The organism is Chitinophaga pinensis (assembly GCF_007896845.1).
Lineage (GTDB): Bacteria > Bacteroidota > Bacteroidia > Chitinophagales > Chitinophagaceae > Chitinophaga > Chitinophaga pinensis_C.
Genome location: NZ_VOHS01000053.1, coordinates 1 through 18,464, shown reverse-complemented (window position 1 = coordinate 18,464; position 18,464 = coordinate 1). Strand labels below are relative to the sequence as shown.

Below are 18,464 nucleotides of genomic sequence, written 5' to 3'. Positions count from 1 at the left end.
GATTCCAGATTCTTTCCGGTTTCGGGTTGCAACTTTGTTTTATCAATAAACATTGTCATTGTAATAACAATAAAATAAAAAGCATGAAGAACAATTATTAGTCATAGGTGCAGCATTGCTGACTTTAGTACGGTCTCAGTATCAGCGCAGAAATTGTCGCCAAAAGAGGTGCCTTCGGTTATACTCAACAATTTTCAGACAAAGTTCCGTAATGCAGAAGATGTAGAGTGGAAGTTGAAAAATGGGTACTATAAGGTGGAATTTGAAGTAGCACATCGTGATTATGAGATCAAATATGACACAAAAGGCGCCATGTTATATTATGAGGAAGAAATGGACACATCGGCTGTTCCGCAGACTGTGCGTGCCGCAGGCCTGACCAGACATCCCGGAACCGTATTGCACGAGGCTAAAAAGATCGAAGCAGGCACGGTGACCTATAAGATTGAGGTGAAAAACAATGCCGGCGAAGAGTGGGATCTTGTAGTAGACCCCACAGGTAAAATTATCTCCGATAAGCGCGACTAGCCTGAAATATAGCTGTCCCGCTCCCCATTGCCTGCCCCTTCTTTTCGGTTAAAACTGCCAATTCTCCCTTTTCTTTCACAATTCTTTCGTAATTTTGGAACAATCATTCTAAAAAGACGAATTCATGGCCGACAGGAAATTAAGAATCAGTGTATTGGACCAATCGCCCATCAGAAGGGGCAGCAATGCGGTAGAAGCATTGCAGGAGAGCATAAAGCTGGCCCAGATGGCAGACCGTCTGGGTTTACCCGCTACTGGCTTTCTGAACATCATAATACCCGCTCTCTGGCGGGCGCATCTCCTGAAATATTAATTGCCAGACTGGCTGCAGCTACTAAACATATCCGCCTCGGATCAGGAGGAGTGATGCTGCCTAACCATAGCACACTCAAAGTAGCGGAGAATTTCCGTCTGCTGGAAGCTTTATATCCGGGACGTATAGATCTGGGTATTGGTCGTGCACCGGGAGGAGACCGGCTGACGGCACATGTGCTGAACCCTTCCAACACCTTTGAGCCAAGGGATTTCGTACAGCAAATAAATGACCTTGAGGGATATTTGTCCGATTCAAGAGAAGCCGGTACTATCCACGAAAAAGTGATAGCCATCCCTCATATTGAAACAGCACCGGAACTATGGATGCTGACTTCCAGTGGTGAAAGTGGTTTGCTGGCTGCACGGCAAGGCTGGGCATTGTCTTTTGCACACTTTATATATCCGGTAGGCGGGCCACAGGCTGTCAGAAACTATAGAGACAGATTTAAAGCTTCCCAATTCTTACAGGAGCCTGCCGCAAGTGTAGGCATCTTTGTTTTCTGTGCAGATACGCAGGAAAAAGCAGATGAATTGCAAGCGATGATGGATTACCGTTTGCTGAGTTTTGAGAAGGGTAGATTTGACGAGTTTCCATCTTATGAAGAAGTAAGAGACTATGAATACAGCGATATGGAATGGCAGCGCGTCATGGCCAACAGAGGCCGTATGATAGCAGGTACTCCTGATCAGGTGAAAGAAAAGATGTTGAAACTGGCACTTGACTATGATGTGGATGAAATTGTGGCTGCTACCATGACGGAACAGGCAGAAGATCGTTTCAGGTCATATGAGCTGCTCGCGGAGATGTTTGAACTGACTCCCCGAAACGTTTAATAAAATATCCCCTGACATTTACGTAGTATTGGCAGATATTGCCGATTATTGTTCTTTTACAGGAAGAGCAAATAAAATTCGTCTGTTATACTGCAATGGAACAAAAAGATAAGGGAGTAGATCCGGTTACGTACCGGGAGGAATATCAGGAGTGGATGCGCTTTGCGTTACAGTCTGCCGGGCTGGGGACCTGGGACATGGATCCAATCAACAGACATGTGATATGGGATGACCGTTGCAGAGAACTGTATGGGTTTCCGGAAGGGAATGTGACGTCATTTGATAATGTGATGACCTATATTCATCCGGAGGATAAAGTACTGGTAGAGAATGCCGTAGCCCGCGCGCTTTCTGATGAACAGGGAGGCCGCTATGATATGGAATTCCGTACTATCGGTGCAGCAGATCATAAATTACGCTGGTTAAGATGTATCGGACAGGCCTACTTCAACGAAAAAGGCGTTGCCTATCGTTTTGCAGGTACAGCCCAGGATATCACGAAACAGCGTAAGAGCAGAGAACGACAGGCCATGTTGTTTTCTCTCGTAGAAAGTAGTTCTGATTGTATGGCCGCCTCAGATATGGATGGCGGCCTGTTTTATATGAATGCTTCCGGCAGGAGATTGCTGGGTATCCCACTGGATATGGATATCTCCCAATTGGAAGAAAAAGAACTGTATAGTACTGAAAACCACCAGTCTTTTGGTAACGAGGTGCTGCCCGGACTGAAAGCTGGCAAAAAATGGACCGGTACTATCTATCTGAAGCACTATCTCACCAAAGAAACCATCCCTTTTCACGCAGATTATACCGCTATCAGAGACCCGAGGAACAATAGCATTATTGGTCACGGGGCATCTTTGCGTGACCTGCGTCCCGAACTGGAAGCGAAAAAAGAACAACAAAAGCTATTGGCTTTGCTGGAAAATAGCCGCGATTTCGTCAGCCTTTCTGATGAAAATGGTCAGGTTTCCTATGTCAATGCTGCGGGTCTGAAGCTGGTGGGATTAGATAGCCTGCAGGAAGCAAAAATACATAACAGCAGTTATCTGATGCCGGAAGAACAGGAGCGGCTTAAAAATGAGGTGAATGTGCAGTTGTTCAGCCGGGGGCAATGGTCCGGCGAAATATTATATCGTCATTTCAAAACAGGAGAAATAATACCGGTACAGGCAACAACTATGCTTGTATACGATCCGATGACAGGTGCTTCTCAGGGAAGGGCCAGTATCGCCCGGGACCTGCGGGAAGAGAAGGCTCTGCGGCAGCAGATGATCGATAATGAGCAGGAGCTCGAAAGGCTAGTGGAACTGAGAACTGATGAACTGAAAAAAGCTAATATTGACCTGAATATTGTGAATCAGAATCTGGAGCAGTTTGCATACGTGGCCAGCCACGACCTGCAGGAGCCGTTGCGTAAGATTAATATGTTCTCTGCCCTCTTACAGGATAAATATGCCAATGAACTGAATGAGACGGGCGTACGCAATCTGGGTATTATCCGGAATGCGGCTACCCGTATGACTACATTGATACAAGACCTGCTGGCTTTTTCAAGAGTGTCCCGTCAGGATCATCTTTTTGAAAAAGTAGACCTGCGGCAGATACTGGAACAAGTAGTGACAGATGTAGACGTTACCGTGCAGCAAAAAGGGGCGAGGATTGAGTATGATGGTCTTTGTCCGGTGAAGGCGATTCCTCTGCACATGACCCAGTTATTCCAGAATCTGGTGAGTAATGCCCTGAAATTCAGTAAGGTAGATGAGCCGCCTGTCATCACTGTCAATTCACGGATGATGGAGCCACAGGAGGTGGCAGCACATCCGCAGCTACAGAATGGCACAAGGTATTGTGAAATAAAGGTAAAAGACAATGGTATCGGTTTCGACCCAACGTATGCACGCAAAATATTTGTGATCTTCCAGCGGCTGCATGGCAGGGGAGAATACGAGGGAAGCGGCATCGGACTTGCATTATGCCAGAAAATAGTGATCGCTCATCACGGTATAATCTACGCAGAATCAGCAGAAAAAGAAGGTGCTACCTTCACAGTTATTTTACCGGCGTACACTTGATTATATTTTTTTATATTTTTGCTGGAAATAACTGATCCTATCCTATGAGAAAATACTTCCTGCTGATTGCAGCTATAGCGCTGACGTTTGCTGCCTGTACCAAGGAATCCGGCGTGGGCGGTGGAACTAACAATCCGGGTGATACAACGTCTACACCTGGAAATGGATCCGGCTCCGGTGGTGGCGGAAAGACTGCTGATAGTGTAGTAACCTTTTCAGATCTGAAATTCTCCCTGACTCCCGGTAATGAAAGTTATGGCCGTGCATTCTCTTCTTTTAAAGGGAAAGTTTACCCGGACAAAGAGATTCCTGATACGCTGGGAAAATATATCGACATCTTTTTCAACAACTTTGGTGCGAACTATATGTTCTTCGCCAGTGCGAATGATGCTACTGTTGATCTGAAAATACCTGGTACACTGACCACCCTCGTGCGTAACTATGTACCGGTAGATACATTTGATGTGAATGCTTTCGATACGATCATGCACGCATCCACTATCAAGAAACTCACGATAAAAACTGATGATCAGTCCTTTGCGACTGCTGACCTGCCGATGGTTGTGTTCTTCCAGAATGGCTTCGGTAAGAGAGGTATCATTAAAGTGAAAGCGCTGAGCACTGATTATGTGATTGCAGACGTGAAAGTAACGTACTGATATTAAGATATTTATGCAGAGAAAATAAAGGCTGTTCGCTGTTGGCGGACGGCCTTTTCTTATTTTAGCCCAATAGGAGTGTGTAGGACAGTTGCCCCATGGTGTTTGTTTAAATTTGAAAGGTTCCACGAATAAAACAAACAATTCCACTTTTATGCAAGCTATTTTAGGCGTATTCTTTCATTTTATCGGAGGTTTTGCCTCGGGCAGTTTTTATATCCCTTTCAAGAAAGTAAAAAACTGGTCATGGGAAAGTTACTGGATCGTTGGAGGTTTCTTTTCCTGGCTGATCGTACCCTTTCTGGCTGCCTGGATCACTGTACCTGACTTTCTGAGTATAATCGGCGCTACAGATGCCACAACACTTTTCTGGACCTATTTCATGGGTGTATTATGGGGTATTGGAGGACTGACCTTCGGTCTGGCTATGCGCTACCTCGGTATGTCATTAGGAATGTCTGTTGCACTGGGATATACCTCTGCATTCGGTTCGCTGATCCCACCTATATACAGGGATATTTTTACCAACGATACAGAACGCACTTTTTCCAATATGATCCAGAGTCCCGGTGGACTACTGGTATTATCCGGCGTAGCTGTATGTCTGATAGGTATCGCGATCTGTGGTGCCGCTGGTGTGATGAAAGAACGCGAACTTTCTGATGAAGCAAAAAAACAGAGCATCAAGGAGTTCAATCTGCGTAAAGGATTGATTGTGGCGACTATCTCAGGTGTGCTGAGTGCCTGTTTCAACTTTGGGATAGAGGCAGGAAAACCAATGGCCGCTATTGCGGTGGAACAAGGTAGTAATCCCCTATTTCAGAACAACGTCATTTTCGTGGTATTACTATGGGGTGGCCTCACCACTAATCTGTTCTGGTGTATGCTCCTCAATATCCGCAATAAGACCTTCGGTGATTATCTGAATAAAGATACGCCACTGGCAGGCAACTACTTCTTTGCTGCCCTTGCAGGTACCACCTGGTTTTTCCAGTTCTTCTTCTATGGTATGGGTGAAAGTAAGCTGGGCAATGGCGCCAGTTCATGGATCTTACATATGGCCTTCATTATTATGATATCCAGTCTATGGGGTATTACCCTGAAAGAGTGGAAAGGCGTAAGCCGTAAAACATTCGGCACTATACTACTCGGTGTATTAACCATCTTTTTGTCTGTGATGCTGGTTGGATATGGTAACTCAATCTGACAAAGTAAGAGAATCATTGTAATTCATTTAAACAAGAATATATGTCGGTTTCTTCCTTAACAAATTTCAAACACGTAAGCTATCTCTGGGATGAGCAGAAGGCCGCTGCATTGGCGGGGGATGAAGTAGCATTGCTGATCTACCGTTCCAATCTGCTGGGAGCCGATTTAAGGCTGACTAACTACGGTGGTGGTAATACCTCCTGCAAGGTAATGGCCAAAGATCCGCTTACTGGTAAACAAACGGAAGTCATGTGGGTAAAAGGTTCCGGCGGAGACCTCGGAACATTGAAACGCAGTGGTCTGGCTGCTTTATATGTAGACAGACTGCATAGTCTCGAAAACATCTACCGAGGTATTGAGCATGAAGATGAGATGGTGGAATTATTCAATCATTGCATCTTTGATCTGAGCTCAAAAGCACCTTCTATCGATACGCCTTTACACGGTTTTCTGCCGTTCAAACATATAGATCACCTGCACCCTGACGCTGCTATAGCGATTGCTGCGGCAAAGGATGGTAAACGTATTACAGAAGAATTATTCGGTGGTACAATTGGCTGGGTGCCGTGGCAACGTCCGGGCTTTGACCTCGGCTTGCAGCTCAGACAATGTCTGCAGGATAATCCCGGTATCCGCGGTATCATGTTAGGTTCACATGGTCTGTTTACATGGGGAGATACAGCGTACGAAAGCTATATCAATACACTGGAAGTGATTGAGCGTTGTGCCGCCTATCTGGAAGAGCATTATGGCAAAAAAGGGCCGGTATTTGGTGGCGCGCGTATGACGTCTCCGGATGCGGAAGTGCGTAAAAAACAAGCCGCTGCACTGGCGCCGGTATTACGTGGACTTTGTTCCGGCCATACACGGATGGTAGGGCATTTTACGGATGATCCACGTGTACTGGAATTTATCAATTCAAATGACCTCGACAGACTGGCGCCATTGGGTACCAGTTGTCCTGATCACTTCCTGCGCACGAAGATCAGTCCTCTGGTACTACCACTGGATCCACAGGCCTCACTGGAAGACGTGGCAGCGGTTAAACAGCAACTGGAACCTCTGTTTGCCGCCTACAGGAACATGTATACTGATTACTACAATACCTGTCGTCATGCCAATAGTCCGGCACTACGTGACCCTAATCCTGTCGTAATACTTTATCCGGGCATAGGGATGTTTACTTTCTCAAAAGATAAACAAACAGCGAGGGTAGCTGCGGAATTCTATACCAATGCTATCAATGTCATGAAAGGAGCAGAGGCGATTTCTGAATACACTGCTTTGCCAAGACAGGAAGCTTTTGATATTGAGTACTGGCTGCTGGAAGAAGCGAAATTACAGCGTATGCCGAAACCGAAGGCGCTGTCTGGTCGTATTGCATTGATCACTGGTAGCGCGGGTGGCATTGGAAAGGCGATTGCAAAGAGATTTGCTGATGAAGGCGCTTGTGTGATCATCAATGACAATGATGCCGGCCGTCTGCAATCTGCAAAAGAAGAATTTACTAAACAATACGGCGCAGATGTTTTCGCAACAGCCATTCTGGACGTAACGAAAGCAACGGATATACAGGCGGCATATGACGTAGCCAGCCTCGCATTCGGGGGCGTTGATATGGTGGTGAACTGTGCCGGTCTGTCGATCTCCAAGCCATTGGAGGCGCATACAGAAAAAGACTGGGACCTGTTGTATGATGTACTGGTAAAAGGCCAGTTCCTCGTGACGCAGCAAGGCGTGGCAGTAATGCGTAAACAGGATCTTGGTGGAGATGTCATCAACATCGTCAGCAAAAACGCACTGATGAGTGGTCCGAATAATGCGGGCTATGGTTCTGCGAAAGCGGCCCAGTTACACCTGAGTCGTCTGAATGCGGCAGAACTGGGTCAGGACGGTATCCGTGTCAATGTGATTAATCCGGATGCGGTTATTGCAGATAGTAAAATATGGGAGGGCGATTGGGCTGCCGGTCGTGCGAAGGCATATGGTATTACGGTAGAAGAGCTGCCGGGTTATTATGCGAAACGCACACTGCTGAACCAGGTGATCCTTCCTGAAGATATAGCCAGCGCCTGCTTCGCTGTTACCGGTGGTTTACTTGGCAAATCAACCGGAAACGTGATCAACGTAGATGGCGGGGTAGCAGCCGCATTTGTAAGATAATGCCATAAGTTCTTCAGTTACATCCCTTAACATTGAGACAACACATGCTTCTGGTGTCTACCAGAACGGCATGTGTTGCCAATGTGAGGAGAATTGCTGCCACTAACGAAAAACTTTTCCTAATTTACTCATGACCCAAACCACCCGTTATGAATATAGAAAAATTCCAGACCTCTGCTTTTAATGATTCCCACATACAGGCACATGAGCGCAATTTTGAGCATGTTGCAGCAAGCGTTCCTGACATGCAGGATGTCATTCAGAAATTGCAGGATTTTCAGGTAGCGATTCCCAGCTGGGCTCTGGGTACTGGTGGTACCCGTTTTGGCCGTTTCTCCGGAGGAGGAGAGCCGCGCAATCTTGAAGAGAAGATCTCCGATATCGGCATATTACACGCACTGAACAGAAGCAGTGGCGCTATTTCCCTGCATATCCCCTGGGATATTCCGGAGAATGCAGCAAGCATCAAAGCTCTGGCAGCACAATATGATATCCGTTTTGATGCGGTGAACTCCAACACCTTTCAGGATCAGGCGGATCAGACGCACAGCTATAAATTCGGCTCATTACACCATGTAGACAAGGGCGTCCGTAAACAGGCCGTAGAACATAACATCGAAGTGATCAGATATGGTGTTGAACTTGGCTCCAGTGCACTCAGTCTGTGGCTGGCAGATGGTTCCTGCTTCCCCGGTCAGCTGAATTTCAGAGGTGCATTTAAGCGTACATTGGACAGTTTACAGGAGATCTATGCAGCATTACCGGATGCGTGGAAATTATATATCGAATATAAGGCATTTGAACCCAATTTCTATTCTACGACCATCGGAGACTGGGGCCAATCCCTCTTGTTCGCCAATAAACTGGGGCCGAAAGCCTATACATTGGTGGATCTGGGACATCATCTGCCCAATGCCAATATCGAACAAATAGTTTCCTTATTGCTGATGGAAGGCAAACTGGCAGGGTTCCATTTCAACGATTCCAAATACGGCGATGACGACCTCACAGTGGGCAGTATCAACCCTTATCAGCTTTTCCTGATCTTTAATGAACTTGTAGAAGGAATGGATGCCCGTGGAATGAATCATGCAACTGATCTGGGCTGGATGATCGATGCGTCTCATAATGTGAAAGACCCGCTGGAAGACCTGCTACAGTCTGTTGAAGCTATTATGATTGCCTATGCACAGGCGTTGCTGGTAGATACCAAAGCATTACAGGCCGCACAACAGAACAACGATGTTGTAGCCGCTCAGGAAATATTGCAGGCTGCTTATCGCACAGATGTTCGTCCGCTGGTAGCCCAGGCGCGTCTGCAGGCAGGAGGTGTTTTACAGCCTGTCGCTTTCTATCGCGAGTTTAAGATAAGAGAACAGCTGATTAAAGAAAGAGGACTGAAAACAGTCGCTACAGGACTTTAATCAATTAAGAATCAGGAATTAACAATTAAGAATGATGAGTAGTTGCCGGGATACCGGATGTAGGACTGAAATAGCAGTATCCGGCAATCAGATTAGTCCGTTTCCTGACTAAGTAAATTCCAATTGCTAAGGCCAATTCTTAAGTATTAATTTTTAATTCTTAATTCTACGCATGCGTTGTATTGCTATACTCGATATCGGTAAGACCAATAAAAAAGTCTTTCTCATAGATGAACACTACCGGATCGTCCGGGAGAGTGGTACCTGTTTCCCTGAAACAAAAGATGAAGACGGTGACCCGTGTGAAGATATTACACTGCTGACCGACTGGGTAAAGGATAGTCTCCGTGAACTGGTCTTATTACCGGAATATACAGTGGTAGCACTTAATTTTAGTACTTATGGCGCCAGCATGGTCTACCTCGACGAGGAAGGACATGTACTGGCGCCTCTTTATAACTACCTGAAACCCTTTCCGCAACGCATGCAGGAATCTCTCTGCGCTGGCAACGGCGGATTGGGTAAGGTATGTAGTGATACGGCTTCTCCTGCGTTGGGTAGTCTGAACGCCGGATTACAGCTGTATCGTATCAAACAGACACGACCAGAGCTGTTTGACAAGATCAGGTATGCATTGCACCTGCCGCAGTATATCAGTTTTCTGGTGACGGGACAACCCTTATCAGATATTACCAGTATCGGTTGTCACACGATGTTGTGGGACTTTTCCCAACAACGCTATCATGAGTGGGTGCTGAAGGAGGGACTGGCAGAAAAACTGGCGCCCATATTTCCGGGTAACCGGGTACTGCCCGCTTCCATTGGAGGGCATAATTACATGGCCGGCGTAGGACTGCATGACAGTTCTGCGGCATTGATCCCTTACTTATCCAGCTTTTCAGAACCATTTGCCCTGATCTCGACGGGCACGTGGTGCATTACTCTTAATCCGTTCAATAATAGTCCGTTAACGCCAGCCGAACTGGCGGCAGACTGCCTCTGCTACCTCACCTACGAAAACCGTCCTGTAAAAGCCGCAAGACTGTTTGCCGGCAATGAACATGAGCAGCAGGTGAAAAGGCTGGCAGAATATTATCAAACACCGGTAAATTACTACCAGCAAGTAGTATTCGACCCCGCTATATTTGCTCAATTGCTCGCGGTACCTCCGCAACACCAAACGCCCGTACCCGGTACAGGCCTGTTGCAGTCTTCCCGCTTTGCAGAAAGGTCATTGACTGACTTTCCCGGTTATGAAATTGCTTATCACCGTTTATTGATGGATATCATGGAACAGCAGCAGTTTTCTTCATCACTGGTATTGGCAGACACACCGGTAAAACGCATTTTCGTGGACGGTGGTTTTAGTAAGAATACGGTATATATGCATCTGCTGGCAGCAGCATTCCCTCATATGGAAGTGTATGCAGCTTCAGTCGCCCAGGCGACAGCAGTAGGCGCCGCTCTCGCTATTCACAAACACTGGAATGCACAACCATTACCGGCTGACCTTGTAGAAATGAGACACTATAGCCACGGCTCGATTTATATTTGAACAAGATGAAAGTAGGACTATTCATACCATGTTACATCGACCAGTTTTATCCACAGGTAGGTATCGCCACGTTATCCTTATTGGAGAAACTGGGTTGTGAAGTGGTATACCCGCAGGGACAAACCTGCTGTGGTCAACCCATGGCCAATTCCGGATTCGAACACCTCACTTCCGGCTGTAATACACTTTTCGTAAACCATTTTCAGGATTTTGACTACATCGTTGGTCCTTCTGGTAGCTGCGTACTGCACATCAAAGATCATCTGCATGTACCTGACAGAGAAGAGAAAGCCACGCATATCCGCCAGCGCATTTATGAACTGGCAGAGTTCCTGACGGATGTACTGAAAGTTGAAAGTCTGCAGGCCAGATTCCCGCATAAAGTAGGTATTCACCAAAGCTGTCACGGACAACGTGGTTTAGGCCTCTCTCAGATGAGTGAACTGGTAGCGGAACCCTTTTCCAAACCACAACAATTGTTGCAGATGGTAGAAGGACTGGAACTGGTAGAACTGAAACGTAAGGATGAATGCTGCGGTTTTGGCGGTACTTTCTGTGTATTTGAAGAAGCCGTTTCTGTGAAGATGGGGAAAGACCGTATTACAGACCATGTCAATAACGGCGCTGAATACATCACCGGAAATGATGTGAGTTGCCTGATGCATCTGGAAGGAATTCTGCGCAGACAGCAGAGTAACGTGAAAGTGCTGCATATGGCGGAAATATTAAATGCTAGTATAGATTAATCAATCCGTAATCAGGCGTCAGGCATCATGCACTGTTCAGTAACAGTCCTGATGCTTCATGCCTGATTACTGATTTCTAATTGTTTTCGATGGAACAGGATCATAAAGAACACTCCCTGCTTGCAGAAACCTTTAATGCCAATGAGTCTCGTGTAGACTGGCATGATGAAACGCTCTGGTGGGTGCGTCAGAAACGTGACCGGATGGCCTGGAGTATTCCGGAGTGGGAGGAGTTGAGAGAAGCAGCTTCGCGTATTAAACATAACGTACTGGGTAATATGCATGACTACCTGATCGAGTTTGAAAAGAACGCGATCGCGAATGGCGCCGTCGTGCATTGGGCTGCTGATGCTGCTGAGCATAATAAGATCGTGTTGCAACTCCTGCAGAAACAGGGAGTGAAACGCATGGTGAAAAGTAAGTCCATGCTGACAGAAGAGTGTCACCTGAATCCCTATCTCGCAGAACACGGTATTGAAGTGATAGACACCGATCTGGGGGAGCGTATTGTGCAGCTGGCAAAGGAACCACCGAGTCATATCGTGTTGCCGTGTATCCATAAGAAGAAAGAAGAAATAGGAGAACTGTTCCACGAACATCTGGGCACACCTGCCGGTAATGCCGATCCTAAGTTCCTGACAGCAGCTGCCCGCCAGCATCTGAGAAAAGAATTTATTCAGTCACGGGTCGCTATTACCGGTGTCAACTTTGCAGTCGCGGAAACAGGGGAGATGGTGGTTTGTACCAATGAAGGAAATGCCGACATGGGCGCACACCTGGCTGATGTACATATTGCCTGCATGGGCATCGAGAAGCTGATTCCCCAGAGGAAACACCTTGGTGTATTTCTCCGTTTGCTGGCAAGAAGTGCGACCGGACAACCCATTACTACTTATAGCAGTCATTTCCGTAAACCGAAAGAAGGACAACAGCTACATATCGTACTGGTTGACAATGGCCGTAGCCGTCAGCTGGGCAGGGAAGACTTCCGGAATTCCCTGAAATGTATCCGTTGCGGGGCCTGTATGAATACCTGCCCGGTATACCGCCGGAGCGGCGGCCATAGTTACCATAATGCGATCGCAGGACCGATCGGATCTATTCTGGCGCCTAATCTGGATATGAAAGATTATGCTGATCTGCCTTTCGCCTCCACTTTATGTGGTTCCTGCTCGAATGTTTGTCCGGTGAAGATCGACATACATCAGCAGCTTTATAAATGGAGACAGGTGATCACCAAAGAAGGGTATACCAAAAAGACCAAAGCCGCAGGCATGCATGCGATGAACATCGTATTGTCTAAACCGGGACTTTATAAAACAGCAGGTGGTGTAGGCCGTTGGGTCATGCGTACCTTTCCTGCCGTGGTAAACAATGGCATGAATCCATGGTATAAGCAACGCGAAATGCCGGCTCCTCCGAAAGAATCATTTGCTGACTGGTATAAGAAGAACAGAAAATAAGCAGGTAGCCCGGCAATTATTCTCAATTGTAAATTTGTAATTACACTATGTCACGCGAAGCGATACTCGCCGCTATAAAAAAGAATCAGCCTGAATATCAGGCATTACCCGACCTGTCAGCCTTTGGTCAGGCCGGCCCGGGAGATCCTGCCGCCTTTAAAAAGGTCGTTGAATCTCTCGGCGGACAGGTATACGAAATCACCTCATTCGCAGAAATACAACCGCTCGTTGCAGAGCACTATACTGATCTGAAACAGGTGGTGGCTATAAAAGACGCTTATCTGCCCGGTGCTGCTACGCAATGGCAGACAGGAGATGGTCGTCAGCTGGAACATGTCGATCTGGCCATTATTCCCGGACAACTGGGTGTAGCCGAAAACGGCGCTATCTGGGTGACAGAAAGCGAGATTGAAGTGAGAGTATTGCCTTTTATTACACAACACCTGGCAATTGTTATTGACAGTAAGCACATCCTGCCTACCATGCATGATGCCTATGAACAGATAGGTGCGCCGTCAACCGGTTTCAGTGCTTTTATAGCCGGACCATCGAAGACTGCAGATATCGAACAATCATTGGTATTAGGAGCGCATGGGGCGAAAAGTCTGACTGTTTTTATCATCAGATAACCCATCAATTTCCATGTTATGAAAATCGCTTTTAAAATGCAGCTCAGGCCCGGCTGTAAAGAAGAGTATCGTAAACGCCATGACGCCATCTGGCCGGAACTGAAAGCATTGCTGAAAGATAGTGGTGTAAGCGACTATTCAATTTTCCTCGATGAGGAAACCAATACGCTGTTTGGTGTACAGCAGCAGTCCGGTGAACGGTCCTCTCAGGAGCTGGGCACATTATCCATTGTTCAGCGTTGGTGGGACTATATGGCCGATATCATGGACACCAATGAAGACAATTCTCCTGTTACCAAACCACTGGTGCCCGTATTTCATATGGACTGACTACTTCCTTTCCAGTATAAAGAGAATATCGTCTATCACATCACCTTCGCGTTTTGTGCTGATATGAAGGTCATAGGCTGCCTGTTGCGGTTTTAGCTTCAGCTTCTTCAGCTGTGCCTTATCCGGCTGGATGATATAGTTGCCCGGTGGTAGTCCCATATAGTTGAAATAACCATCTGATTCCGTCAATATACATTTCACCAGCGTACTATCTGATCTGTAAATACAGATCTTGATACCACCCTGTTCCTTCAGCGTGGAATCTTCCGCAGACTAACACTACCGGATACTTCTCCCATAACAGATACTGGTACATCGATACGGCGTAACTGATTGGGTTCTATTGTGATGCGGATCGCCGGCTTACGGATCTGCCACGAAACACTCTCAAAGCCTTTTGACTCCAGTTCGAACAGATAAGCCGCATATGGTTCCATATCCAGTATACAAATGCTGGTATCTCTCAGACTACGGATCATTCTTCCGCCATTATATTTCATTTGTAAGCCTTCTACTCTTGGTTCTCCGTTATCGAATCGCTCGTTGTTGTTGAGGTCGAGGAATGGCACAAATACCACACCACCTGAACCTACACTGGAACGGTTATGAGTGCCGGAATAACCGGAAGCGCCATCATGTATGATACTGCCGCGTGCTGATTCAACAAATGTTGTCAGGTTGTTATTACGCCAGAGAGAAAAGCCGATCTGTGAGAAAGAGAAATCGTAACGGAGGCCGATACCGATATTGGTAATGTCTGTACGGTAGTTTTTTTCGTAAGAAAAGTTCAGATAACCGTTTTTAAACAGATACTTGCCGGCTTCACAGCGTATCGCCATAAAGCGATTGCTGTTATATTCATATTGTGCCTGTGGCGTCAGCAGGATGTTGCCCGGTACCCGGAAGGTCAGGGCGAGATTCGTATATACAAAAGGCGTTTCATCTTTGATGAAGATGGCGTAAGTGGACAGACTGGTGCCTACTTTGTAAAGTGCGCCCGACATTAACCACTCGGTAGTGGTGTAATAAGAACCCGGCAGAATGATCTGATCCAGCGTCAGACGGGTGAACATAGAAAAGTTCTTCGAGGTAAAAGGTTTGGATATGATTGCCTTGCGCTCCTCCAGCCAGTTGTAGATAATAGCCGTCTGGCCTTTATTATACCGGGTGTAGTTCAGCTCCGCCTGCAGATTGTTCTGGGAACGATAACTCAGGATGCCTCTTGACCGCACGCCATGGGTATATTCACCATAGAGCAGCAGATTGGAGACGAGGCGCAATGAAGCTGTCACAAAAGGCAGCGTATTAGCCTTTCTGATCGAGGAAAGATACTCGACTCCTGCACCTACTGTAATCGTGTTTGTAAGGCCGTAATTGGCCTGTATACGGCCTAATTTGCTATTTACGGTGTCTTCTGCAACACCAGCACTGGCCGTGTACTCAAATTCACCGGCCGGAATAAAGTTGAAAGGGATGCTGATATTTTCTTCCTGAAACCGTTCTTCTCCCCAGGGACCATAGAAACGGAGTTTGATCTGCGAATTACCATATACCAGAGGTACCTGAAAGGTATAGAAGCCGGCAGCGTCTGCCACCGTATAATCTACCAGTGCGTTATTGATATATAGCTCGACTGTCCATCCCGGGTCAGTGAAATTACTAAGCGTATAAGTGCCATAAGAGCGGCGGTAGGTAGTAGGTGCATTAGTTACCTGTACACCCACTACCGGCGCATAAAGAGAGGCAATAGTTGGGGTAAAGATCTTTCCGGCAATGATCTGCCGCAGCCATTTCCTGTCATTGTTGACAAACGCAGGCGGTAATACTGTTGCCTCTGATCAAAAGGGCGTATAATGTTGCTGTCAGGATGTATCGGTTTCAACTGCTGCCGCGCGAAGTTGTTGTAGTTCAGGGATACGGTGGCCTCACCGCCGGCGAACGTACCACCCATGGTCAGATTAAGCCATGTATCATTGGTGCTTTGCAGGCGCTGTGTAGATACAACAGACCAGTCGGCCATACCGAATTTAAAGAGCTTGTGACTTCGGCCGATAGTGGTATCGGCAATCATATTCCCCTTTAGCTTATTCAGGTTACGATACATCAGTTGTTGCCGCATCTCCCGGATAGCCGGCAGTTCTACTTTCGACTCGACCTTCACCGATAAGCTGCGGAAGTTAAAATTACAACTCAGCTGAAAGATGCTGGCGAAATAGTCAGTACGCAGATATAAGCCGGTTTCAGTTTTCACAAGGCCATTTGTGCCGACCTTAAACATCTTGTCCCGGAACTGGATCTGGTTATTCTTCTTATCGATCAGGAAAGCTGCATCCTGTGTGATGAAGAATCCTGAAAGGGAATCCAGTGTCTCGGAAGGGGCATTCCGGATCTTCAGGAAATTGAATACGTCCTGCACAGACAAATAAGCGACTTCATCCTGCACAACTGCAGGAATCTCAGCGCCGCCTACTCCCTGTAATACAACCATGATAGAAGTTTCTTCATATTTGGGGTCTTCATCGTTATCGCCGTCTTTATCTTTGGCGGAAAGGGGTAGCGTACAAACGGCAAGCAGCAGCATACAGACTGCTTTGCTGCAAAGCCGTTTCAATGGATTGGTATGGATAGTAATGCCTGTCATCAATGTTTTATTCCTGTATGAATGTGACCTGAAACACGCCGCTGTAATTGCCCGCAGGATTCGCCGGAGGTGGCCCTACTGTAAGGGTACCCCCGATACGTACGATCGTACGGGCAGGAGATGTAGCCGTAGCTATAAATGGGGTGCCGGTACTGGCAGTCCCTATATGTAATGATAAAAGCCACCGTTACTGCCTGTTAATGTCACATCCGGACCATTCATGATGGAAATGAGTGTGCCGGGGTTTGCATCTACTTCAAAGATGGCCGGAGAGAAAGGATACCCCAGATTCGCCTGCACAATACTCCCGGTTACAGAACGGGAGCCATCCGGATAGAGAATCACTGTACCCCCTGTGATACCCTGAAAGAAAGCGCCGAAGATTAACCCCTGCGCAGGATTAACATACACAGAGATCGGTCTGGGTGGCGGCTCCTGTGCGCGCACCACACAGGGTACCAGTAGCAGACCACTGAAAAAAAGATGATATATATGTCTGGATATTCTCATCACACAGTTATTGGTTAACGATAAACACTTTCTTCGATACCTGCTGTTTGTTTGCGTGGAAAGTCACGATATAAATACCGCCATTGTAATGTGAGCCCAGCAGGTAACGGCCATTGCCGGTATATTCTTTCCGCAGCAATACCTGACCATTGATATTGCTGACAGTGATCGTACATTTCTCTCCTGGTACTTTGTCAAATTGTGCATACAGACTATTGCCAACCGGATAAGCATGGTACTGCGGTGTTTCAGTTCCCGCCCCGCCGTCTTCACCGGGTTTCAGTACGAGAAAGAAACGGGTATCAAAACTTCCTTTACGCAGGAAGAGCCGGTAAGGTGTTGTCTGATGCAGATCATGTGTGATGCCCGCCTCCTTATCATACAGATAGAAATGTCTGCCAGCCGGCATACGCTCGATGAGCGGCATGCTAAAGCTGACATAGCCTTCCTGCTCTGTCGTAATACCCAGCGGGATCATCTCCGTACTGTCTATATCATTGGGCCATGCGGCGATGGATTGCCGCTCTGTGCCTGCCATGATATACAGATTAGGCACATGTTCATCTGTATTGATAATCTTCAGGGCATCAATATCCTGTTCAAAATCCCTCGAATAACTATTGTCGAAATAAATAACCGCCGGATCAGCAGGCTGTCCCTCATCCGTAAAGCCTGCGCTCAGTCGCAGCAATGGCTCTGTCAATGGTCTTTCCCGATGGAAGTTGGGAGCGAGGTTATTTACCCTCGCTGTGTTATTTACGCTCAATGTACCCGATACCGGGAATGTACCATTGGTCACATGTACAAAGAAACCCTGCATGGCAGGAACGATATTATTCGCTACACCATCACTGGATACTCCATTGATGTAAGAGCTGTAAGTACCGGTATATTGATTGGTAGTACCCGCATTGAAATAATAGATCGCATTGTCAACATTTACACGGGTCCATCCGCCGGCTGCATCCCAGTCAACCGGTGAGGGATAAGGGTTCCCTACCAGATTAAAACCTTTGGTATAGGTTGGTTGTTGTTGGTAAGGGTAGGGGCCGTGATGGTACCATTATTGACGGTGCCGGTCATATCCAGCGTAACAGGAGACATGCTTGTACCCAGATTGCCGGCATAACCTACCATAGACGCCAGAATGCCTGAAGCAGCTGTGTAGGATACCCATCCGGAAGAGGTCCTGTTTTCAACATACCGGTAGAAAGAAGGGAAGCTGGAATTAAGGTTCACATCATCTGAAAACTCATTTACTGTAGCTGCATTTAACGGCGAACTGAGATACACATACCCAAAACTGTTCGGGCGATAACGCTGAATAGTCACACTTCCCAATACAGAACCAACACCGCTGCCATCAATCAACGCAGTACGCGT

The 18,464-nt window shown here is 46.9% G+C and carries 20 protein-coding genes; 13 read left to right on the top strand and 7 right to left on the bottom strand.

Translation table 11 applies throughout. The annotated features are described in order from the left end of the window. Positions 1-153: 153 nt before the first annotated feature. From FEF09_RS26785 to rhaM, 13 genes are all read left to right on the top strand, one after another. Entirely contained in the window at positions 154-528 is a 375-nt protein-coding gene (locus FEF09_RS26785; protein WP_222597173.1) for a PepSY domain-containing protein, read from the top strand. A 124-nt stretch (positions 529-652) separates the two neighbouring features. Beyond that, positions 653-841, top strand: a complete 189-nt coding sequence (locus FEF09_RS33830; RefSeq protein ID WP_261387810.1) for a hypothetical protein — start codon at positions 653-655, stop codon at positions 839-841. After that, entirely contained in the window at positions 814-1,677 is an 864-nt protein-coding gene (locus tag FEF09_RS26780; RefSeq protein WP_261387808.1) for an LLM class flavin-dependent oxidoreductase, read from the top strand. The genes FEF09_RS33830 and FEF09_RS26780 overlap by 28 nt, the downstream gene beginning before the upstream one ends. 95 nt (positions 1,678-1,772) lie before the next feature. Beyond that, complete coding sequence (locus tag FEF09_RS26775; RefSeq protein WP_146307947.1) at positions 1,773-3,752, top strand: PAS domain-containing sensor histidine kinase; 1,980 nt, start codon at positions 1,773-1,775, stop codon at positions 3,750-3,752. A gap of 44 nt (positions 3,753-3,796) precedes the next feature. Continuing rightward, a complete protein-coding gene (locus FEF09_RS26770) occupies positions 3,797-4,411 on the top strand; it encodes a hypothetical protein (protein ID WP_146307946.1) in 615 nt (204 codons plus the stop codon). A 154-nt stretch (positions 4,412-4,565) separates the two neighbouring features. After that, positions 4,566-5,618 carry an L-rhamnose/proton symporter RhaT gene (rhaT, locus tag FEF09_RS26765; RefSeq protein ID WP_146307945.1) on the top strand — a complete coding sequence of 351 codons (1,053 nt, stop codon included), beginning with the start codon at positions 4,566-4,568 and terminating at the stop codon, positions 5,616-5,618. Positions 5,619-5,659: 41 nt separating this feature from the next. Then, complete coding sequence (locus FEF09_RS26760; protein ID WP_146307944.1) at positions 5,660-7,783, top strand: bifunctional aldolase/short-chain dehydrogenase; 2,124 nt, start codon at positions 5,660-5,662, stop codon at positions 7,781-7,783. 149 nt (positions 7,784-7,932) lie between these two features. Beyond that, entirely contained in the window at positions 7,933-9,207 is a 1,275-nt protein-coding gene (locus tag FEF09_RS26755; protein ID WP_146307943.1) for a TIM barrel protein, read from the top strand. 172 nt (positions 9,208-9,379) lie between these two features. Then, positions 9,380-10,762, top strand: coding sequence for an FGGY-family carbohydrate kinase (locus tag FEF09_RS26750; protein WP_146307942.1), 1,383 nt, complete (start codon positions 9,380-9,382; stop codon positions 10,760-10,762). Between the two features lie 5 nt (positions 10,763-10,767). Then, positions 10,768-11,508, top strand: coding sequence for a (Fe-S)-binding protein (locus FEF09_RS26745; protein WP_146307941.1), 741 nt, complete (start codon positions 10,768-10,770; stop codon positions 11,506-11,508). 89 nt (positions 11,509-11,597) lie between these two features. Then, the gene (locus tag FEF09_RS26740; RefSeq protein WP_146307940.1) at positions 11,598-12,971 is read left to right on the top strand and encodes a lactate utilization protein B; all 1,374 of its coding nucleotides are present in this window, start codon (positions 11,598-11,600) and stop codon (positions 12,969-12,971) included. A 47-nt stretch (positions 12,972-13,018) separates the two neighbouring features. Continuing rightward, a complete protein-coding gene (locus FEF09_RS26735; RefSeq protein ID WP_146307939.1) occupies positions 13,019-13,600 on the top strand; it encodes a lactate utilization protein C in 582 nt (193 codons plus the stop codon). An 18-nt stretch (positions 13,601-13,618) separates the two neighbouring features. Then, complete coding sequence (gene rhaM, locus FEF09_RS26730; protein WP_146307938.1) at positions 13,619-13,930, top strand: L-rhamnose mutarotase; 312 nt, start codon at positions 13,619-13,621, stop codon at positions 13,928-13,930. Here rhaM and FEF09_RS26725 read toward each other — a convergent pair whose 3' ends face one another. The 7 genes from FEF09_RS26725 to FEF09_RS31045 form a co-directional block, all read right to left on the bottom strand. Next, positions 13,931-14,131: a hypothetical protein gene (locus tag FEF09_RS26725; protein ID WP_146307937.1), complete on the bottom strand. Its 201-nt coding sequence runs from the start codon at positions 14,129-14,131 to the stop codon at positions 13,931-13,933. Between the two features lie 50 nt (positions 14,132-14,181). Continuing rightward, complete coding sequence (locus FEF09_RS26720) at positions 14,182-15,654, bottom strand: hypothetical protein (protein WP_146307936.1); 1,473 nt, start codon at positions 15,652-15,654, stop codon at positions 14,182-14,184. Then, the gene (locus FEF09_RS26715; RefSeq protein WP_146307935.1) at positions 15,654-16,571 is read right to left on the bottom strand and encodes a hypothetical protein; all 918 of its coding nucleotides are present in this window, start codon (positions 16,569-16,571) and stop codon (positions 15,654-15,656) included. Before FEF09_RS26715 ends, FEF09_RS26720 begins: the two co-directional genes overlap by 1 nt. 7 nt (positions 16,572-16,578) lie before the next feature. Further along, positions 16,579-16,707, bottom strand: coding sequence for a DUF4402 domain-containing protein (locus tag FEF09_RS35025; RefSeq protein ID WP_409994888.1), 129 nt, complete (start codon positions 16,705-16,707; stop codon positions 16,579-16,581). Between the two features lie 26 nt (positions 16,708-16,733). Continuing rightward, entirely contained in the window at positions 16,734-17,081 is a 348-nt protein-coding gene (locus FEF09_RS26705; RefSeq protein ID WP_261387807.1) for a DUF4402 domain-containing protein, read from the bottom strand. A 7-nt stretch (positions 17,082-17,088) separates the two neighbouring features. Continuing rightward, positions 17,089-17,901 (bottom strand): T9SS type A sorting domain-containing protein, encoded by an 813-nt coding sequence (locus FEF09_RS26700; RefSeq protein WP_146307933.1) that lies wholly within the window; start codon positions 17,899-17,901, stop codon positions 17,089-17,091. Positions 17,902-18,077: 176 nt separating this feature from the next. Beyond that, the coding region (locus tag FEF09_RS31045; RefSeq protein ID WP_186774550.1) for a hypothetical protein at positions 18,078-18,464 on the bottom strand (387 nt) is incomplete at its 5' end.